17 protein-coding genes and 1 pseudogene are annotated in these 19,688 nt (G+C 74.6%); 7 read left to right on the forward strand and 11 right to left on the reverse strand.

Features of this window, described 5'->3' with window-relative positions:
• The first annotated feature begins 122 nt into the window (after nt 1–122).
• Nucleotides 123–1,589, forward strand: coding sequence for an MFS transporter (locus tag ACIRG6_RS24395; RefSeq protein ID WP_364682451.1), 1,467 nt, complete (start codon nt 123–125; stop codon nt 1,587–1,589).
• Between the two features lie 33 nt (nt 1,590–1,622).
• Here ACIRG6_RS24395 and ACIRG6_RS24400 read toward each other — a convergent pair whose 3' ends face one another.
• Nucleotides 1,623–1,769 (reverse strand): hypothetical protein, encoded by a 147-nt coding sequence (locus ACIRG6_RS24400; RefSeq protein WP_239769294.1) that lies wholly within the window; start codon nt 1,767–1,769, stop codon nt 1,623–1,625.
• A 156-nt stretch (nt 1,770–1,925) separates the two neighbouring features.
• Between ACIRG6_RS24400 and ACIRG6_RS24405 the strand changes: the two genes are divergently transcribed.
• On the forward strand, nt 1,926–2,099 hold the full coding sequence (locus ACIRG6_RS24405; RefSeq protein WP_052841170.1) for a CsbD family protein: 174 nt from the start codon (nt 1,926–1,928) through the stop codon (nt 2,097–2,099).
• An 85-nt stretch (nt 2,100–2,184) separates the two neighbouring features.
• Here ACIRG6_RS24405 and ACIRG6_RS24410 read toward each other — a convergent pair whose 3' ends face one another.
• The 3 genes and pseudogenes from ACIRG6_RS24410 to ACIRG6_RS24420 all read right to left on the reverse strand — a co-directional run.
• Nucleotides 2,185–3,021, reverse strand: coding sequence for a chitosanase (locus ACIRG6_RS24410; protein ID WP_403324569.1), 837 nt, complete (start codon nt 3,019–3,021; stop codon nt 2,185–2,187).
• A 43-nt stretch (nt 3,022–3,064) separates the two neighbouring features.
• Nucleotides 3,065–5,815: a SpoIIE family protein phosphatase gene (locus ACIRG6_RS24415; protein WP_364824451.1), complete on the reverse strand. Its 2,751-nt coding sequence runs from the start codon at nt 5,813–5,815 to the stop codon at nt 3,065–3,067.
• Nucleotides 5,816–5,825: 10 nt separating this feature from the next.
• A pseudogene (locus ACIRG6_RS24420) lies at nt 5,826–6,237 on the reverse strand (SpoIIE family protein phosphatase); the annotation flags it as partial.
• 143 nt (nt 6,238–6,380) lie between these two features.
• On the opposite strand from ACIRG6_RS24420, the gene ACIRG6_RS24425 reads away from it, so the two are divergent.
• Nucleotides 6,381–6,908, forward strand: a complete 528-nt coding sequence (locus ACIRG6_RS24425; protein WP_403324570.1) for a cellulose binding domain-containing protein — start codon at nt 6,381–6,383, stop codon at nt 6,906–6,908.
• Here ACIRG6_RS24425 and ACIRG6_RS24430 read toward each other — a convergent pair.
• Nucleotides 6,893–7,321 (reverse strand): VOC family protein, encoded by a 429-nt coding sequence (locus tag ACIRG6_RS24430; RefSeq protein ID WP_350723468.1) that lies wholly within the window; start codon nt 7,319–7,321, stop codon nt 6,893–6,895. The two genes, ACIRG6_RS24425 and ACIRG6_RS24430, sit on opposite strands and share 16 nt — an antisense overlap.
• Before the next feature lie 404 nt (nt 7,322–7,725).
• On the opposite strand from ACIRG6_RS24430, the gene ACIRG6_RS24435 reads away from it, so the two are divergent.
• Complete coding sequence (locus tag ACIRG6_RS24435) at nt 7,726–8,112, forward strand: ATP-binding protein (RefSeq protein WP_364824456.1); 387 nt, start codon at nt 7,726–7,728, stop codon at nt 8,110–8,112.
• 33 nt (nt 8,113–8,145) lie between these two features.
• Here the strand turns inward: ACIRG6_RS24435 and ACIRG6_RS24440 are convergent, their stop codons facing one another.
• On the reverse strand, nt 8,146–8,511 hold the full coding sequence (locus ACIRG6_RS24440) for an STAS domain-containing protein (protein WP_350723472.1): 366 nt from the start codon (nt 8,509–8,511) through the stop codon (nt 8,146–8,148).
• Nucleotides 8,512–8,673: 162 nt separating this feature from the next.
• On the opposite strand from ACIRG6_RS24440, the gene ACIRG6_RS24445 reads away from it, so the two are divergent.
• Nucleotides 8,674–8,952, forward strand: coding sequence for a hypothetical protein (locus ACIRG6_RS24445; protein WP_239769699.1), 279 nt, complete (start codon nt 8,674–8,676; stop codon nt 8,950–8,952).
• A 245-nt stretch (nt 8,953–9,197) separates the two neighbouring features.
• Here the strand turns inward: ACIRG6_RS24445 and ACIRG6_RS24450 are convergent, their stop codons facing one another.
• Both ACIRG6_RS24450 and ACIRG6_RS24455 read right to left on the reverse strand, forming a co-directional pair.
• Nucleotides 9,198–10,781, reverse strand: a complete 1,584-nt coding sequence (locus ACIRG6_RS24450) for a glycerol-3-phosphate dehydrogenase/oxidase (protein WP_364824459.1) — start codon at nt 10,779–10,781, stop codon at nt 9,198–9,200.
• Entirely contained in the window at nt 10,778–11,395 is a 618-nt protein-coding gene (locus ACIRG6_RS24455; protein ID WP_403324571.1) for a TetR/AcrR family transcriptional regulator, read from the reverse strand. Before ACIRG6_RS24455 ends, ACIRG6_RS24450 begins: the two co-directional genes overlap by 4 nt.
• A gap of 71 nt (nt 11,396–11,466) precedes the next feature.
• On the opposite strand from ACIRG6_RS24455, the gene ACIRG6_RS24460 reads away from it, so the two are divergent.
• Nucleotides 11,467–13,062, forward strand: coding sequence for an FAD-binding oxidoreductase (locus ACIRG6_RS24460; protein WP_364824464.1), 1,596 nt, complete (start codon nt 11,467–11,469; stop codon nt 13,060–13,062).
• A gap of 115 nt (nt 13,063–13,177) precedes the next feature.
• Nucleotides 13,178–14,059, forward strand: a complete 882-nt coding sequence (locus ACIRG6_RS24465) for a YegS/Rv2252/BmrU family lipid kinase (protein ID WP_403324572.1) — start codon at nt 13,178–13,180, stop codon at nt 14,057–14,059.
• A 54-nt stretch (nt 14,060–14,113) separates the two neighbouring features.
• Here ACIRG6_RS24465 and ACIRG6_RS24470 read toward each other — a convergent pair whose 3' ends face one another.
• The 3 genes from ACIRG6_RS24470 to ACIRG6_RS24480 form a co-directional block, all read right to left on the reverse strand.
• Nucleotides 14,114–16,393: a catalase gene (locus ACIRG6_RS24470; protein WP_350723482.1), complete on the reverse strand. Its 2,280-nt coding sequence runs from the start codon at nt 16,391–16,393 to the stop codon at nt 14,114–14,116.
• Nucleotides 16,394–16,819: 426 nt separating this feature from the next.
• Nucleotides 16,820–18,709 (reverse strand): DUF2264 domain-containing protein, encoded by a 1,890-nt coding sequence (locus ACIRG6_RS24475; protein WP_403324574.1) that lies wholly within the window; start codon nt 18,707–18,709, stop codon nt 16,820–16,822.
• Nucleotides 18,706–19,686 (reverse strand): hydroxyacid dehydrogenase, encoded by a 981-nt coding sequence (locus ACIRG6_RS24480; RefSeq protein ID WP_364682542.1) that lies wholly within the window; start codon nt 19,684–19,686, stop codon nt 18,706–18,708. The genes ACIRG6_RS24475 and ACIRG6_RS24480 overlap by 4 nt, the downstream gene beginning before the upstream one ends.
• Between the last annotated feature and the right edge of the window lie 2 nt (nt 19,687–19,688).

Genomic DNA, 19,688 nt, shown 5'->3' on the forward strand with positions numbered 1-19,688 from the left:
AGGTCAGCTTATGGGAGCTCATGGCTCGGCTTTGCGGTCCGGGTTTGAACCTCCGGTCACGGGTGACGCAGGCGTGGGGCGCGGCGAACGCGCCCCACGTCCACCTGGTGAGGGGAGCCCCTGTGCAGCGTCCGGACGACCGCCCGGAACCGAACCGGTGGCGGGCCCTGTGGGTGACGCTGGTCGCCGGCTTCATGAGCCTGCTGGACGTGACGATCGTCGCCGTCGCCCTGCCGTCCATGCAGCGGGAACTGCACGCCTCCGCGGCGTCCGTGCAGTGGGTCGTGTCCGGCTACGCCCTCGCGTTCGCCCTGACCCTGGTCACGGCCGGCCGGATCGGCGACGCGTTCGGCAGGCGCCGCGTGTTCCTCGTCGCCCTCGCCGCCTTCGTGGTGTTCAGCGCCGCGGCGGGGGCGGCACCCGGCATCGAGCTGCTGGTGGCCGCCCGGCTCGCCCAGGGAATCGCCGCGGGCAGCCTCGCGCCGCAGAACTCGGCGCTGATCCAGCAGCTCTTCCGGGGCGCCGAACGCGGACGCGCCTTCGGCCTCTTCGGCGCCACCGTGGGTGTCTCCAGCGCCGTGGGCCCGGTCGTCGGCGGTGTGATCCTGGCCCTGGCCGGGCCCGAGGGATGGCGGTGGATCTTCTACGTCAACGTGCCCGTGGGGGTGGTCGCGTTCCTGCTCGGCCTCCGCCTGCTGCCGCGGGTCGCGCCCGGCGGCCGGGGACGCCTGGACCCGGTGGGCGTCGCGCTCCTGGGGGCCGGGATCCTCGCCGTGATGCTGCCGCTGGTGCTCGCCGAGGCGGGCGGGGTGCGCCGCTCGTGGTGGCTGTTTCCGGCGGGGCTGCTGGTCCTGCTCGGCTTCGCGGGGTGGGAGCGCCGTGTCGCCCACCGCGGCGGGGAGCCGCTGCTGGACCCGGGACTGCTCACCGAGACCCGCGGCTACGCCACCGGCGCGGGCCTGGGCGCCCTGTACTTCGTCGGGTTCAGCGGCGTGTGGCTCGTCTTCGCGCTCTTCTTCCAGAACGGGCTGGGCTTCTCGCCCCTGATGTCCGGACTGGCGGTGACCCCGTTCGCCGTGGGCTCCGCCACCGCGGCGGCCGTGGCCGGGCGGCTGGTGGAGCGGCTCGGACGGCTGCTGACCGTCTGGGGACTCGTCGCCGCCATGGCGGGACTCGGAACGACCGCGCTGGTGCTGTGGCTCGCCCCCTCCGACCGCGCCGCCTGGTTCGCGGCCCCGGCGCTGCTGGTGGGCGGGCTCGGCAGCGGCTGTGTGATCTCCCCCAACATCACCATGACGCTGCGGGACGTCCCCGTGCGGATGGCGGGCGCCGCCGGCGGGGCCCTCCAGACGGGTCAGCGCCTCGGCGGCGCCGTGGGCACCGCCGCGCTGCCGGGACTGTTCTACCTGACGCTGAACGCCACCCACGACGACTACCACGAGGCCATGGCCCTGTCGGTCGGCTCCGGTGTCGCCGCCATGCTGTGCGCCCTGACCGTCGCCGTCCTCGACTGGCGCCGGGACCGCCACGGCAAGGCCGGCTGCCCGCCGGAGACGTCCCACAGCCACACCCACGCGGGGCACGGCTGAGAGACCGTCCTCCGGAGAACCGCCCCGGCCCGCTCAGCGGCGCTTGCCGAACTTCCGCAGCATCTCCTGCGCCTGCGCACGGCGGCGGGGGTCCGCGGCGGCGCGGCGCACCTGCTCCGCCGTCCGGCGGCCCTGCGGGCTGCGCGCGAACTCCTTGATCCGGTCCAGCATTCCGGGCATGACGTCCTCCGGGTCGACGGGCCTGTCCTCATGTACGTCGTCCTTGTACCCGGCGGGCCCCGGATCAGCCCGCGGGAAGATCCCGGGTTTGACGCCGCCGGGACGGGCGACCCGCAGGACAGGACATCGCAACCCAACGCCGTGAGGTGAGCACACGTGGCCGGCAACCAGAAGTCCAAGGCCAAGATGGAACAGGCCAAGGGGAAGGCGAAGGAGGCGGCGGGGCGTGCCGTCGGCAACGAGAGGATGACGGCCGAGGGCCGCGCCGAGCAGTCGAAGGGCGACGCACGCCAGGCCAAGGAGAAGGGCAAGGACGCGTTCCGGCACTGACGCCGGCGGCGGCGAAGCGGCACCACGCGGGCCGCGGGAGAGGGCGTACGGCCCCTTCCGCGGCCCGTCGCCTTGCCCGGCGGGATCAGTCGATGTGGTAGCTGTCGCCGTACACCCGCCAGTGCAGCGGCGGATCGAGGTCGAGGTTGCCCGCGCGCAGGAAGACGCGCTGGGCCGTGTCGACCCGGCTGGTGTCGCTGTGCGCCGCCTCCTGCCTCATCGCCCACACCCGCGCGTCGAGGAAGGCGTGCAGGTAGGTCACCTCGTCGCCGCCGAGGGCCGGGGGCCGGGCGTGGCGCAGGGCCCGCTCGCGGATCGCGGGGAAGCCGGCGCGGTCGTCGCCGCCGCCGTGCATCACGATCGCGTCGTAGTACGCGAACTGGCCGAGGGTCCTCAGACCGTCCTCGGTGGCCTGCCGGACGGCCGGGCCGAAGTACACGCGGTCGCGTTCGTCGTCCTGGGCCCGGCAGAACTCCCGGTCGCGGGCGGCCCGGCGCCAGTCCCCGGGGAAGTCCGGGTCGAGACCCGCGTGCGAGTCGGAGCCGTTCACCGCGCGCAGCGCCGGCAGATGGCGCGCGAGCACGTTGCCCGGCCTGCGGTCGGTGTAGAGCTCCACCAGGTCGAGCATGTCGCCGGTGCCCGAGCAGAAGCCGATGATGCCCGCGGTGTAACCGCGGCCGTCCCCGATGTCCTCGATGTAGGCGTACTGCGCCTTCCAGTCGAGCGAGGAGTTCTCGGCGCTCGACACCAGACGCATGGCGATCTCCTTCTTCGCCGGGTCGCCGAGCCCTGCCCGGCGCCCGGGCGCCGCGCGTGACGGGCGCAGGAGAGGGAGCGCCGCCGGCGACGCGGAGGTCAGGGCGAGCAGGGCGCCGCGCAGGACACCCCGGGGGCGCGCCGGATCGGGGGAGGGGTGGTTCACGGATTCTCCTGGTGTTCGGACCGACGGACGACGCCCGGCCCCGTCAGGGCACCGGCTGCTCCGCCCAGATGACCTTGCCGGCCGGCGTGTAGCGGGTGCCCCACCGTTCGGCGAGCTGTGCCACGAGGAACAGTCCGCGCCCGCCCTCGTCGGTCATGGCCGCGTAGCGCAGGTGCGGTGAGGTGCTGCTGCTGTCGAAGACCTCGCATATCAGGCTGCGGTCGCGCAGCACCCGCACGTGGACGGTCTCGCCGCCGTACCGGATCGCGTTGGTGACCAGCTCGCTGAGGATCAGCTCCGTCGTGAACGCCAGCTCGTCCAGCCCCCACTCCGCCAGCCGCCGGGTGACCTGCGCCCGCACCTCGCCCACGGCGGCCGGGTCGGACGGCACCCGCCACTCGGCGACCCGGTCCGGACCCAGCACGCGGGTCCGGGCGACGAGCAGGGCGATGTCGTCGCCCGGCCGGTCCGGGAGCCGGGCGTCGAGGACGGTCCGGCAGGTGTCCTCCGGCGACTCGCCCGAGTTCTCCAGCGCCCTGCGCAGCTGTTCGAGACCGACGTCGATGTCGTGCTCCCGGTCCTCCACGAGCCCGTCGGTGTACAGCACGAGCCGGCTGCCCTCCGCCAGGTGCAGCTCGGCCGTCTCGAACGGCAGACCGCCCAGGCCCAGCGGGGGGCCGGCGGGCACCTCGGGGAACTCCACGCTGCCGTCCGGGCGGATCAGGGCGGGCGGCGGATGACCGGCCCGGGCGACCACACAGGTGCCGGCGACCGGGTCGTAGATCGCGTAGAGGCAGGTCGCGCCGGTGACCGGGGCGCTGCCGTCCTCGGCGGTCTCGTCCTGGTCGATCCGGGCGACCAGCTCGTCCAGCAGGGTGAGCAGCTCCTCGGGCGGCAGGTCCAGCGCGGAGAAGTTGTGCACCGCGGTCCGCAGCCGGCCCATGGTGGCCGCGGCGTGCAGCCCGTGGCCGACGACGTCGCCCACCACGAGCGCGACCCGGGCCCCGGAGAGCGGCAGCACGTCGAACCAGTCCCCGCCGACCCCCGCCTGCGCGGGCAGATAGCGGTGGGCGACGTCCAGGGCGTTCTGCTCGGGCATCCTCCGGGGCAGCAGACTCCGCTGCAGCGTCACCGCCATGCCGTGCTCGCGCGTGTAACGGCGCGCGTTGTCGATGGCCACCGCGGCACGCGCGACCAGCTCCTCGGCGAGCGTCAGCTCGTCCTCGTCGAACGGCTCGGGCCGCCGGGAACGCCAGAAGCCGACCACCCCGAGCACCAGGGCGCCCGCGCGCAGCGGCACGGCGATCAGCGAGTGGATGCCGTAGTCCACGATCTGCGCGGAACGTTCGGGGTCCTGCGCCTGCCAGCCCGGGGCCTGTCCGAGGTCCGGCTCCAGGACCGGGCGGCCGGTGGCCAGGGCCTGGCCCTGCGGGGAGGACGCCACGAAGCGGATCTGCCGGCCCACCGGGTAGAGCGGCGCGTCCTCGTCGACGCCGCTGATCGCGGTGCGGCGCAGCGGGGTCACCGCCTCCGGCTGGCCGCCGCTCAGCACCGAGTCGAACAGGTCCACGGTGACGTAGTCCGCGAACCGGGGCGCGGCCAGCTCCGCCAGCTCCTCGGCGGTCCGGGTGACGTCCAGGCTGGTGCCGATGCCCACCCCGGCGTCGTACAGCATGTCCAGCCGCTCCCGGGCGGTCTCGGCACGGCCGGACAGGGCCCGCAGCTCCGTGGAGTCGCGCAGGGTGGCGACGCTGCCGGGCGGGCCGCCCCGCTCGTCCGTGGGCCGCAGGTTGATCGCCAGCAGCCGGTCCTTGACCAGGTGCACCTCGTCCGTGGCGACCCGCCCGGACTCCAGCAGCCGCGCCGTGTCGTCGGGCAGGCCGAGGTCAAGGACGTGCCGGCCCTCGGCGTCGGGGGGCAGGTCGAGCAGGCGGTGCGCCTCGTCGTTGGCGAGCAGCAGCCTGCCCTCCCCGCCGATGATGAGCACGCCCTCCCGGACGGAGTGCAGGACCGCGTCGTGGTGTTCGTACATCCGGGTCATCTCGTGCGGGCCCAGGCCGTGCGTCTGCCGCAGCAGCCGTCGGCTGACCAGCGCGGTGCCCGCGGTCGCCAGGGCGAGTCCGACGCCCGCGGCGATCAGTACCAGCGGCAGCTGCCGGTCGACGGCGCCGCCCACGTTCTCCGTCGTGATGCCGGCCGAGACCACGCCGACGACCTTCCCGCCCGGCGCCTCGACCGGTACCACGGCCTGGACCAGCCGGCCTATGGTGCCGTTGATCTCCTCGACGACGGTCTGCCCGGCCAGCGCGGGGGCGATGTTCCCCACGAACTTCTTGCCGATGCGCTCGGGGATCGGATGCGTGTAGCGGACCCCGTCGGTGTTCAGGACGACGATGAAGTCCACGCCCGTCGCCTTGCGCGCCGCCTCGGCCCGCGGCTGGAGCACCGCCGTGGGATCGGGGCTGCGCAGGGCTTCGACGATGCCGGGGGAGTTCGCGAACGTCGAGGCCACGGCGACCGACCGGTTGCGGGCCTCCACCGTGCTGTCGCGCTGCACCTGGAGCACGAGCGAGACCGCCGCCACCACCACGAGCAGCAGCACGATGACCACGTTCAGCACGAAGACCTGGCCGGCGACACTGCGTCCGGACAGCGCCGACCGCAGAGCCGCGACTCGACCCCGCCGCCCCGCGGCCGCTGCCCGTCGTGACCGGTCCGCGTCGCGCTGCCGGGCGAGCGAACCGATGGGACGACGGGGCGACCGCTGTCCCGATCGACCCATCAGTCGGACCATGTGCCCATGTCTACACTGCCGGGCCGCGTGAGGCGAGGGGCATCCGCGGGGACGGCTGTGTCCCGGGGACCGGACTGGGGACCCGCCTTCGCCCGGGGCTCCCGAGGCCGGGCGGGCGGGTGGCGAGCCGCGGAGCGATGTCGTCTGGGCGGTCGGTGGCCCGCAGCGCGGTGATGCCGTGGTCGATGTCGGTGCCGGGCCGTTCCGTCGGTGCGGTCGCTCTCGCCCGAGGACGGCACCGGGATCGAGCCGGAAGCGGTCAGTGGGCAGTGGGCCTGCGGGTCCACGCCCAGCGCCACCCCGCCGGGAAGGTCCGGTACCCCGGTGCGCCCGTCCGGGTGGCGCAGGATCGGCGGCGGATGCCCGGCGCGGGCCCGTCCCGTGGCCGGGTCCAGCCGGATGCGGCAGCGGCTCGCGAACCGGGACCGGCGTGACGCAGGACGGTCAGGACGCCGTACGTCCGCGTCGGGCGTCGGCGACGGGGAAGGGGCTGTCCGGCCCCCCTCGCCGCCGGCCACCTCGGCGAGGCCCCCCGGGTGGACAGCCACCGGACGGTCACCGAGGCGTGTCTCGCGTCAGCCGCTGCGCCCGCGTCACCGTCCGGGGCATCACCGACACGTACTCGTGGTGCAGCGGCGGCACCCCGCTGCTGTTCGACGGCGACCACGGCAAGAAGCCCGCGTACGACGCGGTCCTGGCCGCGCTCGGCCGCTCGGGCGGCGGTGACGGGGGAGGCGGCGCAGGCGACGGCACGGTGAGCCGCACGGCCACCTGCACGCGGGCCGCGGACCGGAGCACCGGCTGCAACGGCCAGGTCACCATCACCGCCGGGAGCAAGCCGGTCACCTCATGGTCGACGCCGGTCGCCCTGACGCCGCCGCAGCAGGTATCCGCCACCTGGAACGGCTCGCCGTCCTGGGACGCCAGTGGCACCGGCATGACGGTACGGCCGAGTGGGAACGGCTCCCTCGCGGCAGGGACGTCGACCAGCTTCGGGTTCACCGTGGCGAAGAACGGCAGCACCACCGCACCGGCCGTCGGCACCCGCACCGCCGCCCGAATCGCCCCCCGGGGCCGTCAGGGCCGGACGTAGGGCCGGGTCATGATCTCCAGGTTGTGGCCGTCCGGATCGTCGAAGTACGCGCCCCGGCCGCCGAACAGCCGGTTGATCCGGCCGGGTTCGGTGTGCCGGGGGTCGGCGTAGTACGTGACGCCGACCGCGTCCAGGCGGGCGATCATGCCGTCGAACCGTTCCTCGGGCACGAGGAACGCGTAGTGCTGCGACTGGATCGGCTCGTCCCGCTTCTCGTAGTAGTCGAGGGTCACGCCGTTGCCGAGGTCGACGGGCAGGAACGGGCCGAACGGAGCGCCGACCTCCAGCCCGAGGATCGCGGCGAGGAACTCGGCGGACAGCCGCCGGTCCCGGGCGAGGACGGCGGTGTGGTTCAGCTGCACGGTCGTGGTCGACGGCTCGGGGGAGTACGGGTACTGCTGATCGTCAGGCATGTCTCGGAGGTCTCCGGGTCTCGGGTTGGGTGGCGCGGCGCCCGCTGTACGGGCGTCCGGAACGAGGTCGCGGAGACGGGGGGCGGGCCTCGGGCCCGCCGCGAGGTCATGCCGGGGCCGGGACCCTCACTCGTGTATGGCCCATGGCCGACCCGGCAGTCACCCGGCCGACGTTACTGACCGCCGTGGACCGGGTCAACGCCGTTTCCGTCGCCCCGCGGTGGTCGTCACCTGTCCGGAACGGGGTGTGTGCGGCGGAAGTTGGGGCAAAGCAAGGGGCGGGGCCGGTTCGGTGCGTATCGTGATTCAGCGCGGGCCTTCGCTTCCACTCCTGGGCCCCGGACCGGACGGTGAGGCTCTGTATGACTCCGGCGCACAGACCCGATGCCGCGGACGCCCCTGCCGTGTCCACCACGGTGGAGTTCAGGGGCGGATCGGCGATGATCCCGGCTTCCCGGGACATCGTCCAGGGCTTCGTCGCGCGACTCGTCGAGGCCGGTGTGAAAACGGCCGACACCTTCCTGGACGCCGCCCGCCTGGTCGCCAGCGAACTGGTGACCAACGCGCTCCGGCACGCGCCCGGCCCGTGCCGGCTGGTGCTGACGCTGGTGGAGGACGCCGTGGAGATAGCGGTGTCCGACACGGGGGAGGCATTCCCCACGTTCCTGCCGAGCGATCCCCTGCGCGTCGGCCGGCACGGCCTGGAGATCGTGACGCGCCTGTGCGACGAGGTCATCACCAAGCCGCACGCGACCGGCAAGACCGTCTCCGCGCGTCTGCCGCTGCGGTGATCCGCCGGCACCGGCGGCCCGGGCGCGCCGCTCTCAGGCGGCCAGGGCCTGGTCGACGGTGGGATAGCAGGGGATGAGCGTGTCCACCCCGACGAGTTGCAGGACCCGCAGGACGGCCTGCTGCGGCGCGGCCAGCCGGAAGGAGACGCCGCGGGAGTCGGCTGCCTGGTGCGTGGAGATCAGCACGTTGATGCCGCTGGAGTCCAGGAAGGCGACCTCCGAGAAGTCGACCACCGTGACCGGCGCCGTCTCCACACAGGACAGCAGGACGTCGCGGAGCTGACTGCTGCCGTCGAGATCGACTTCTCCGGCGAGGGTGACGACGCTGATGTCCCCGCCCGTGGTGGTACGGGTGATCAGCAGCCGCTCGGGTACTGCCGCTCCCTCGATGTCCGCCACGCTTTCCTCACTTCTCGCATATGCCCGGCCGTCGTTGGTGGGATGATGTTAAGGCTCTTCGGGGGTCGTGTGTGCCACTTGTGCGGACCGGAAGGGGTCCCCGGGCGGGCCGCGGTGTCTCGACGCGCGCGATGGCCGTCCTCTGACTACCGTCGAGGTGTGGTGGCTCACACATTCGAAGAGCTCGTGCACAAGCGCCGCGCGGCGGACCAGGCACACCACCGGGTCGAGGAGCTGCGCGACTCGTACGGGCCTCCTACGCAGCAAGAGTGGACCCGACGGCAGTCGCAGACGTACGAGACCGCCGTACGGGCATGGCGCGACCTGGACCGGGACGCGCAGACCGCGATGACGGAGTACGGCAAGGAGGAGGGCCAGTCCCGGCACAAGCTCGAGGCGAAGGTCCGCAAGGCCGTCCAGGACGGGCGACCGGGGACCTGAGCGGCTTGTCACCGGCCCCGGCCCGGGCCGGGCGGTCATGTGTTCCGTGCCCGCCCGCGATCCGCGGCCGGGGCCCACGCCCGTGGGTCCGGGCCCCGGCCTGTGGCTGGGGCCCGGACCCTTGGCTCGGGCTCTTGGCCTGATCCTGGATCTGGGCCCTTGCCCAGGCCCGGGTCCGTCGCTTCGATCTCCTGTCGGACTTGCCGATCGGGCCGTGGTGAGGCCAGGCGCCCGTGGGGCCCGGGTCAGCCCTGCCGGGCCGCGGCCTCGCCGACGAGGCCGCGCACCGCGCCCAGTGCCGCGGCCCGGTCCGCGGGCACCAGCCCGATGCGGGTGCGCCGGTCGAGCAGGTCCGCCTCGTCGAGCGCTCCCTCGTGACGCAGGGCCCACACCAGCTCCGCCCCGGTGACGGGGTGGCCGGGCAGCACGCGCTCCCCGAGCCGCGGGTCCAGGTCGGCCAGGGCCTGCACGGCCGGTGCCTCCGTGCCGTAGCGCTGCACCAGGCGGCGCGGTGCCCGCAGCGCGGCGAGGACGTGCGGCGCGGCGGCACCGACCAGCGGCAGCGCGGCGGTGGTGGAGGGCCCGGCGGCGAGGCCGCGGGCGGCGACGGCGGCGTCCACGGCGTCCTCGGCCATGCGCCGGTAGGTGGTCAGCTTGCCGCCGACCACGGTGGTCACACCCTCCGCCGAGGTGAGCACGGCGTGCCGGCGGGAGATGTCCGCGGTCCGCGCCCCGGCGCCGGGCCGGTCCTGCGACGTGGTGTCCAGCAGCGGACGCAGGCCCGCGAAGGCGCCGACCACGTCCTCGCGGTGGACGGGCACGTCCAGGACCGAGCCGAGCACGTCGAGCAGGAAGCCGATGTCGGTCTCCGGCACCTCCGGAACGTCCGGGACCGGGCCGTCCACGGGCTCGTCGGTCAGCCCCACGTAGACCCGGCCGTCTCCCTGGGGCAGGACGAGGACGAAGCGGTTGGTCTCCCCGGGGATCGGGACGTGCAGTCCCGCGGGCAGCGGGCCGAGGTGGTCCGAGCGCAGCACCAGGTGGGTGCCGCGGGAGGGCCGGATCCGGATGCCGTCCACGAGGTCGCCGGCCCACACCCCGGAGGCGTTGATCACCGCCCGGGCGCGGATCTCGCCCTCCTCGCCGGTGACCTCGTCCCGTGTGCGGGCGCCGGACGAGGTGAGCTCCAGCGCCCGCACCCGGGTCAGGATCCGGGCGCCGTGCGCGGCGGCGGTGCGGGCCAGGGCGGTCACCAGCCGGGCGTCGTCGGTGAGCCGGCCGTCCCAGGACAGCAGGCCGCCGCGCAGCCCGGCGGAGCGCAGCGCCGGGGCCAGATGGCGGGTCTCCACGGCGGACAGCCGGCGCGGAGCGGGCAGCGTCGCCCGGGCCGTACGCGCCGCCAGCCGCAGCGTGTCGCCGGCCCGGAAGCCCGCCCAGGCCAGCGTGGCCTGGGCGCGGGAGACCAGCGGCGTCAGCGGCAGCACGAACGGCTGCGCGCGCACCAGGTGCGGGGCGGTGCGCTCCATCAGCACGCCGCGCTCCACCGCGCTCTCGTGGGCCACGTCGAGCTGGGCGGAGGCAAGGTAGCGCAGGCCCCCGTGGATGAGCTTCGAGCTCCACCGGGACGTGCCGAAGGCCAGGTCGTGGGCGTCCACGGCGACGACGCTCAGGCCCCGGGCGGCGGCGTCCAGGGCGGCGCCGGCGCCGGTCGCGCCGAGGCCGACGACCAGGACGTCGACGACCGGGCCGCCCACGGTGTCGGTCAGTTCCCGCGAGCGCCGCGCGGCGGACAGGGCGGCCCCGGCGGCGGGACGGCTGGTGGGGCTCATGGCGTGAGGGTCCTCTCGAGGATGGTCCGCAGCTCCGCGAGGAAGGCGGCGGAGGTCAGGCCGGGGTCGTCCTCGTCGGTCATGGTCCGCAGGGACAGGGCGAAGGACTGCACGACCAGCAGCACGGACCGCGCCTGCCGCTCGGGGGGCGTCGCGCGCACCGACCCGTCGGCGTGCCCCTCCCGCAGCGCGGCGGCCAGCAGCTCCAGCAGCGCCTCCTGGCTCGCCCCGCGCCGGTCCAGCACGTAGGGCAGCAGCAGCTCGGGATCGACGTCGACGATCTTGCGGAAGAGCGGGTGGGCGCGGAACGCCTCCACCCCCGTCACCAGCCCCTCGACGATGCGCGGGCGGGTGTCCAGCCCGGGCCGGGGCGCGGGGATGGCCCCCGTGGCGACGGCGATCCACTCCCGGGTCATCAGGTCGCCGACCAGGGACCGCACGTCGGGCCAGCGCCGGTAGAGCGTCATCCGGGAGACGCCGGCGCGGCGGGCCACGTCGGTCATGGTCGTACGGCGGACGCCGACGGCCAGGACGCAGTCGCGTACGGCGTCGAGCACCGGGTCGTTGTCCGAGGAGTTCGGCCGGGTCGAGTGGTTGTGACGATTGGGCGCCATGTGTAACAGTGTAACGCCAGTGAGGCCGCACGGGCGGCATCCCCCGCATCGACCGGTGAGGACGACAGGCAATGGACATGCTGTGGAACGGCTGGGGCGACCCGGCCCGCGCGACGCCGCTGCCCGACACCGTGACCGGGCTGCTGCGCGATCTGCTCGGCGTCAAGGAGAACGGCACCGCGCCCGTCCGCCTGGAGGACATCGACGTCCCTGCCGCCCTGGACGGCCCGGCCCGCCAGGCGCTGTCCGCCGCCGTCGGCGACCGCGCCGACCGGGTGCGCACGGACGCCGGGACCCGCGTCCGGCACACCCGCGGCAAGTCCACGCCCGACCTGCTGCGCATGCGCCGGGGCGACGTCCGCGACACCCCGGCCGCCGTCGTCCTGCCCGGCAGCCACGACGAGGTGCTGGCGGTCATGCGGGCCTGCGCCGACCACGGCCTGGCGCTCGTCCCGTTCGGCGGCGGCACCTCCGTCGTCGGCGGCCTCGCCCCCGGCCGGCCGGGCCCCTTCGTCGCCCTCGACCTGCGGCACATGAACCGCCTGCTCGACCTCGACCCGGTCTCCCGCACCGCCACGCTGCAACCGGGGCTGCGCGCCCCCGAGGCCGAGGCCCTGCTCGCGGAACACGGCTACACCCTCGGCCACTTCCCGCAGTCCTACGAGTGGGCCACCATCGGCGGGTTCGCCGCGACCCGTTCCAGCGGCCAGGCCTCCGCCGGGTACGGACGCTTCGACGACATGGTGCTGGGCCTGACCCTCGCCACCCCCGAGGGCACCCTCGACACGGGCCGCGCCCCCCGCTCCGCGGCCGGCCCCGACCTGCGCCAGCTCGTGCTGGGCTCGGAAGGCGCGTTCGGCGTCATCACCTCCGTGACCGTGCGGATCCGGCCGGTGCCGGACGTCCGCCGCTACGAGGGCTGGCGCTTCGCCTCCTTCGACGAGGGCGCCGCCGCCCTGCGCCGGCTCGCCCAGGACGGCCCGCGCCCGACGGTGCTGCGGCTGTCCGACGAGACCGAGACCCTGATCGGCCTGGCCCAGCCCGACGCCATCGGCGCCTCCCTCGCCGAACAGGACGCCGGATGCCTCGCGATCGTCGGCTTCGAGGGCACCGGACAGGACACCGCCCACCGCCGCGAGGCGGCAGCGGCCGTACTCACCGAGTGCGGCGGCACGTTCGCCGGCGGGGAACCGGGGGAGCGGTGGGCGCACGGCCGGTACTCCGCGCCCTATCTGCGCGACTCCCTGCTGGACGCCGGGGCGCTCGCCGAGACCCTGGAGACCGCGGCCTACTGGTCCCGGATCCCCGGGCTGTACACGGCCGTCCGCGACGCGCTCACGACGACGCTCACCGAGGCCGGCACCCCGCCGCTGGTCATGTGCCACATCTCGCACGTCTACGAGAACGGCGCCTCCCTGTACTTCACCGTCGTCTCCGCCCAGGGCGACGACGCGGTGGCGCACTGGACGCGGGCCAAGCACGCCGCCAACGAGGCGATCCTCGCCGCCGGCGGGACCATCACCCACCACCACGCGGTCGGCACCGACCACCGGGACTGGTACCTGCGGGAGGCGGGCCCCCTCGGCATCGAGGCCCTGCGCGCCGTCAAGCGGCGCCTGGACCCGGCGGGGCTGCTCAACCCGGGCGTGCTCCTGCCGGGCGACTAGGGCCGGTCGAGGGCGCCGAGTTCCCGCGGCCCGAACGCCAGGCCCCCGCCGGCCGGTCCCCGGCCGTCCCGTGAGACAACAGTCCGGCACCACCCGTCAGCCCGGAGGCACATCGATGCGACAGTTCACCGCCGTCGTCAACCCCACCGCGGGCGGCGCCACCTCGGCCGCCGCGCTGCTCGGGGTGGCCCGGCTGCTGCGGGAGGCGGGCGCCGAACTGGAGACCGAGTACAGCCGCAGCCTCGCGCACGCCCGGGACGTCGCCCGGCAGGCCGGGGAGCGGGGCCGGGTGGTGCTCGCCGTCGGCGGGGACGGGATGGCCGGCGGGATCGGCGGCGCCCTCAGCGGCACCGGCGCCGTGCTGGGCCTCGTCCCGGCGGGCCGCGGCAACGACTTCGCCCGCGCGCTGCGCCTGCCCACCGAGCCCGAAGCCCTCGCCGAGCTGCTGCTGCGCGGCGAGCCGCGCCCCGTCGACACCATCGAGGTGACCTCCGCCGTCCACGACCGCACCGTCGTGCTCGGCAGCGTCTACGCGGGCGTCGACGCGCTCGCCAACCGCCACGCCAACCACGCGCGCCTGCTGCGCGGCACCGCCTCCTACTACGCGGGCGCCCTACGCGCGATCACCACCTGGCGCCCGACGCGCTACCGGGTCACCGTCGACGGACAGGAGCACGCCTTCACGGGCTACACCGTGGTGGCCGCCAACTCCGGTTACTACGGCTCCGACCGCCTCATAGCCCCCGTCGCCGAGGTGGACGACGGCCTGCTGGAGGTCGTGATGATCCACCACGCGCCGCGGCGGCTGTTCTTCGCCCTGATGAACGAACTCGCCTCCGGTGCCCACGTCCACCGCCCCCAGGTGCACGTGCTGCGCGGCAAGGAGGTCCGCATCGAGGCCGACCGGGCCGTGCCCTACGGCGCCGACGGCGAGGTGGAGGCCGTCGTCCCCGTCACGGCCAGGGTGCTTCCCGCGGCGCTGCGCGTCCTGCGCTGATCATGCCGAAGGGCCGGCCGCCGACAGCGGCGACCGGCCCTGTGGGCGTGCGGATCAGCCCCGGGGAGTGGTGAAGCGTTCCCACACCCGGTGGGAGCCCAGCAGCCGCGTGACCTGCTCCAGCGCGGCGGTGCCGGACTCGGCGACGACCACGCCGGCGGCGTCGGCGGGCACGCCCGACGCGTCGAGTGCGGTCTCGCCGCCCGCCCAGACACCGATCGCCTTGCCGTGCCGGAACGCTTCCGACAGCAGCAGACTCACCCGCGGGTCGATCGACCCCGGCCCCGTGGGCGCCGGCGCCGCCTTGTAGTCCCGCGGCGTGTACGCGTCGCCGCCCATCGCGGGCGTCCCCGCCACCAGAACGGCGTCGAACTCCACCGACCGAGCGGTGACATAACTGCGCTGGACGGTCACCGCCGCGTCGCCCGAGCCGAGGACGCCGCCCGTCGGCGCCACGACGAGCGGCACCATCCCGGCGCTCAGCACCGCCTCCCGCACGGCCGTCACACCCTCCAGGTCGGCCCCGCTGGTCACGATGCCGACGACGCGGCCCTCGGTCGGCCAGGTCCCGCCGACCTGGGACAGCGCCGGGCTGGGCTCGACGTCGGCCAGGGGCACGGTCGGCTTCGGGGCGGGCAGGCCGAGGCCCTCGGCGACCCCCGCGCACAGCTCGGGGTCGATGTTGGCCAGGACCTGGAGCGTGCGCTCCCTGATGGACTGCTCGTAGCACTTGCCGAGCTCGAAGGTGTAGGCGCCGATGATGTGCTCGCGCTCCACCGGGCTCATGCTCAGCCAGAACCGGCGCGGCTGGCTGAAGTGGTCCGCGAACGACTCCGGCGCCTCCCGCACCTTCGACGCCTCCGGGATCCTGACCGGCGCCTCGACGTACGCGCCCATGTCCGCGCCGGCGGTGAACGGGCAGCCGCCGTCCAGGGAGTTGGGGCGGTAGGGCGCCACGCCCCGGTGCACCGCCGTCTGGTGCATGCCGTCGCGCAGCATGTCGTTGACCGGCGCCTGCGGCCGGTTGATCGGAAGCTGCGGGAAGTTGGGGCCGCCCAGCCGCGTGATCTGCGTGTCCAGGTAGGAGAACAGCCGTCCGGCCAGCAGCGGGTCGTCGGTGATGTCGATGCCCGGCACCAGGTGACCGACGTGGAAGGCGACCTGCTCCGTCTCGGCGAAGAAGTTGGACGGATTGCGGTTGAGGGTCAGCAGCCCGACCGGCTGCACCGGGGCGAGCTCCTCGGGCACGAGGTTCGTCGGGTCCAGCAGGTCGATGCCCTCGAAGGTCTGCTCCGGGGTGTCGGGGAAGGTCTGGATGCCCAGCTCCCACTGCGGGTACGCGCCCGCCTCGATGGCGTCGGCGAGGTCGCGGCGGTGGAAGTCCGGGTCGACGCCGTTGATGATCTGCGCCTCGTCCCACACCAGGGAGTGCACACCCAGCTTGGGCTTCCAGTGGAACTTCACCAGCGTCGTGGCGCCCTCGGCGTTGACCAGCCGGAAGGTGTGGACGCCGAAGCCCTCCATCATCCGGTAGGAGCGCGGGATGCCCCGGTCGCCCATGAAGAAGATGGTGTGGTGCGTCGCCTCGGTGTGCAGCGAGACGAAGTCCCAGAAGGTGTCGTGCGCGCTCTGCGCCTGCGGGATCTCCCGGTCGGGGTGCGGCTTCACCGCGTGCACGACGTCCGGGAACTTGATGCCGTCCTGGATGAAGAAGACCGGGATGTTGTTGCCGACCAGGTCGAAGACACCCTCACTGGTGTAGAACTTCGTCGCGAAGCCCCGGGTGTCCCGCACGGTGTCCGCCGACCCGCGGGAGCCGACCACCGTGGAGAACCGCGTGAACACCGGCGTCTCCACGTCCGCGGCGAGGAAGCCCGCCTTGGTCACCGAGGCCGCCGTGCCGTAGCTCTGGAACACCCCGTGCGCGCCCGCGCCCCGGGCGTGGACCACGCGCTCCGGGATGCGCTCGTGGTCGAAGTGCATGATCTTCTCGCGCAGATGATGGTCCTGCAGCAGTACCGGACCCCGCGGCCCGGCCTTCAGCGAGTGGTCCGTGTCGTACAGCCGCGTGCCCTGCGCGTTCGTCAGATAGGACCCGGACTGGGCGACCCGGGCCTGGTCGGCACCGGTGGGCTGCCCGGTCGGCGACACCGTGTCCGGGCCGCTCTGGTCCGGCTTCGGGGGCAGCGGCTCGCGGGGCGTGGTGGGTTCGGCGACCGGCGGCGACTCGGGGCCGGGCTTGCCGGGCACCCCGTCCGCCGGCCCGCCGCTCTCTCCCTGCAGGCTCTCGGTGACCTTGTGGGCTACCCGCTTGAGGGGGTTGGCCTCGCTCATCAGCCATTTCTCCGTTCTGGGCGGGCCGCTTCACGCGGCCGGTCGTCTTCGAGTACCGACTGCCGTGGTGGGCCGTGACCGCGTACCCCGCCACCGGGACTCAAGGCATGCGCGATGGCGGCCGGACGCGGGAACTCCGTGCGCACGGACGACGACCGCTCCACCGCCCTCGACGCACACGGTCGCCGCCACCCCGCCCGGACGGTGCGCGGCGCGAGCTCCGGCGGACTCCACCGAGGCGGCGCACAGCACGGACCCGGCCGGCGGGTCCGGGCGCAGCGCGCCACGCGTTGTGCATGGGGGACTCCTTCTCGCCGGTGGCCGTACCAGCGTCACCGGCCCCGGTACGGCGCGCCACCGGAGGCGGGCGCACGAGGGAGGCCCCCGACCGGCGCGGTGCCGGTCGGGGGCCTCGGGTACCTCCCGTTAGCCGTGCGTGACCCGCACCGGCTCGAACGAGACCCGCGTGCGCCCACCGCCGTCCGCCCAGGCCACCTCGACTCCGGTGCCGTCGGTCACGACCTCCGTGACGGCGTCCGCCAGTGGCCCGGGGCCCGGTTCACCGGTGAGCGCGGCCAGGCAGACGTGCAGCGAGGTCCCGCCCGCGTCGCCGGACAGCCGGGGCACCTCCGCCCACGGCGCGTAGGCGGTGCCCTGCGGGGCGCGGACGGTCTCCGGCTCGGGACTCCAGCCGTGCAGGCCGTGCAGCGCCGAGACCAGCGGCTCGTCGGGTCCGGTGGCCCACCCGGTGTGGGTGAGGCGGGCCCCGGCCGGGGCACCGGTCACCCGGTGCACCCGCAGCTCGTAGGGCCCCCGCGCCACGGTCACGCTCTCCACCCGCAGCCCCGGCACCATCGGGGGCCCGCCGGCGAAGACGGGCCGGTGCCACGATGCCGCCCAGCCCCAGCCGTCGCCGTGCCCCGCGCCCAGGGGATGGATCCGCCGGCGCACACTGCGCCGTCCGTTCACCTCCACCGACAGGTGGTTGTCCGCGACGTTGCCGAGGGCCGTCGGGCCGGTGCGGGTCGAGTACGCCTGGCGGCCGTAGTGCGGGTCGTCCTCGGCGGCCGACTCGCCCTCGTGCGGCCGGACATGGTCGCTGCCGTGGTTGTGCAGCCGTACGATCCCGTCGTCACGGGTCGACTGCACCAGCAGCCCGGGCGCGGGCAGGGCCAGCACCCGGTCGGCCACCTCGGCCGGCGCGGGCTCCTCGACGGCGGTCCACAGCGGGTGACCGGCGGGCGCGAGGAGCGACACGAACGCCTTGGACGCCCAATAGGGGGACGCCGGACCGGAGTACGTCTGGAGCGTCGCCTCGTGCGGCCCGTGCCACCCCAGGCTGAGCAGCCCGTCGTCGGTGAGCGCCCCACGCTCCAGGAAGTACCGCAGGCTGCCGCTGGCCAGCCGCCGCGAGGCGCCCGGCGTCAGCGGCGTGTGCCCGGTCAGCGCGCCGAGGCCCACCGCCGAGGAGGCGGCGAAGCGGTACGACAGCGACCGGCCGAAGTGCAGCGGCGCCCCGTCCGCGCCGAACATCGACGCGAACCCGTCGAGGTGCGCGCGCAACCGGTCGCCGTACCGCGCGGCGAGGCCGCTGTCGCCGCCCAGGTGGGCGTCGAGCACCGGGTACAGGTGCAGCGCCCAGCCGTTGTAGTGGTCGAAGGCGCGTCCGTCGCCGTCGGCGTACCAGCCCTCGCCCCGGTACCAGCCCTCCATCAGCTCCAGCGCCCGCTGCCGGGCCGCGGCCGTCTCGGCGTCGCCGCGGCCGACCGACTCCAGGAACCCGGCGACCGTGTACGGGAACAGGTACCAGTTGTTCGGCGCCGGAACGTGGCGCAGCGCCCCGCGCAGCCACTCCTCCACCCGGTCCTGCACCCCGGCGTCGAGGTTCTTCCACAGCCAGGGCGCGGTCAGCCTCAGGCCGAGCGCGACCGACGCCGACTCGACCATCGGCTGGCCCTGCACCTCGTGGTCGAGGATCAGCGGCCAGGACTCGGTGTCGTCGCGGCCGGGCGTGCGGGTGCCCGAGGCCAGGCCGCGCGCGTATCGGTCCAGCCAGCCGTGCGGATCGTCGCCGCCGGCGCCCGCGACCCGGAAGGCCGCCGCGAGGAACGTCCGGGCGAACCCCTCCAGCCCGTCGGAGCGCACGCCCGAGTGCGAGGGGCGCCCCGGCAGGTCGAGCAGGGCACAGCCCGGCGTGCTCCAGCGCCACGCCGCCCACAGCAGACCGTCCGCGACGGCCTCCCAGTGGGCACGGGTGTACCCCGTTATGGGGCTCAGCGCACGGTCCTCGGTGGGCAGTTCGAACGGGATGCTCATGCCAGGAACGCCAGCCTTTCGCGTCGTACGGGATGGAGGAAACCGGCACCGGACGCCCAGCGGGCGGTCTCGGCGAGGGCGAGGTCGGCCAGGCGGCGCCACTCGTTGCCCTCGGAACCGGCGAGGTGCGGGGTGATCAGCGCGTTGTCGCAGTCCCACAGCGGATGGTCCGGCGGCAGCACCTCGGGATCGGTGACGTCCAGCACGGCCCGGATCCGGCCCGCGAGGACGGCGTCGGTGAGCGCCTCCTGGTCGAGGACCGCCCCGCGGGAGGTGTTGATCAGCACGCCCCCGGCCGGCATCGCGTCGATGAGCGCACGGCCGACCAGGCCACGCGTCTCGGGCAGCAGCGGCGTGTGCACGCTGACGGTGTCGCAGCGCGCGAACAGCTCCGGCAGCCCGACGCGTCGGACACCGAGCGCGGCGGCGTCCGCGTCGCTGACGTACGGGTCGTGCAGCAGGACCTCGACGTCGTGCGGGCGCAGCAGCTCGATGACCCGGCGGCCGATCAGCGACGCCGACAGGATGCCGACCGTGCGGCGGTAGTTGCCGACGCCGCGCGGGGTGCGCAGCCAGTTGCCGCGGGTGCGGGACAGCCGGAAGTCGCGAGCCCGTTCCAGCACCCGCTTGCCCGTCAGCAGGATCATGCCGAGGGTGTACTCGGCCACCGGTACGGCGTTGGCCGCGGCGGCCGAGGAGACCTCGATCCCGCGTTCCCAGCACGCGTCGGTGACATGGCCGCGGACGCTGCCCGCGGTGTGCACCACGGCCCGCAGCCGCGGCGCCGTCCGCAGCACCGGCGCGTCCAGCGGCGGGCAGCCCCAGCCGGTGATCAGCAGGTCGGCGTCGGCCAGGAGCGACCTGGCGCGCGGGGTCGACAGGTCGTCCAGCGCGGGCAGCGGGGCGAGGTCGCAGACCCGGCGGAAGGCGCCGAGCGACTCGGGATCGAGGACGGCCTCGGCGGCGTCCCGGGACATGG

It is taken from the genome of Streptomyces flaveolus (genome assembly GCF_044765825.1).
In the GTDB taxonomy this organism is placed as follows: Bacteria; Actinomycetota; Actinomycetes; order Streptomycetales; family Streptomycetaceae; genus Streptomyces; species Streptomyces flaveolus.

Bases quoted from the DNA above. Each gene is read 5' to 3' on its own strand.
- ACIRG6_RS24400 (WP_239769294.1), bottom strand. From the start codon at position 1,769: ATGCCCGGAATGCTGGACCGGATCAAGGAGTTCGCGCGCAGCCCGCAG.
- ACIRG6_RS24415 (WP_364824451.1), bottom strand. From the start codon at position 5,815: ATGGTCCGACTGATGGGTCGATCGGGACAGCGGTCGCCCCGTCGTCCC.
- ACIRG6_RS24430 (WP_350723468.1), bottom strand. From the start codon at position 7,321: ATGCCTGACGATCAGCAGTACCCGTACTCCCCCGAGCCGTCGACCACG.
- ACIRG6_RS24450 (WP_364824459.1), bottom strand. From the start codon at position 10,781: ATGAGCCCCACCAGCCGTCCCGCCGCCGGGGCCGCCCTGTCCGCCGCG.
- ACIRG6_RS24455 (WP_403324571.1), bottom strand. From the start codon at position 11,395: ATGGCGCCCAATCGTCACAACCACTCGACCCGGCCGAACTCCTCGGAC.
- ACIRG6_RS24460 (WP_364824464.1), top strand. From the start codon at position 11,467: ATGGACATGCTGTGGAACGGCTGGGGCGACCCGGCCCGCGCGACGCCG.
- ACIRG6_RS24465 (WP_403324572.1), top strand. From the start codon at position 13,178: ATGCGACAGTTCACCGCCGTCGTCAACCCCACCGCGGGCGGCGCCACC.
- ACIRG6_RS24470 (WP_350723482.1), bottom strand. From the start codon at position 16,393: ATGAGCGAGGCCAACCCCCTCAAGCGGGTAGCCCACAAGGTCACCGAG.
- ACIRG6_RS24475 (WP_403324574.1), bottom strand. From the start codon at position 18,709: ATGAGCATCCCGTTCGAACTGCCCACCGAGGACCGTGCGCTGAGCCCC.
- ACIRG6_RS24480 (WP_364682542.1), bottom strand. From the start codon at position 19,686: ATGTCCCGGGACGCCGCCGAGGCCGTCCTCGATCCCGAGTCGCTCGGC.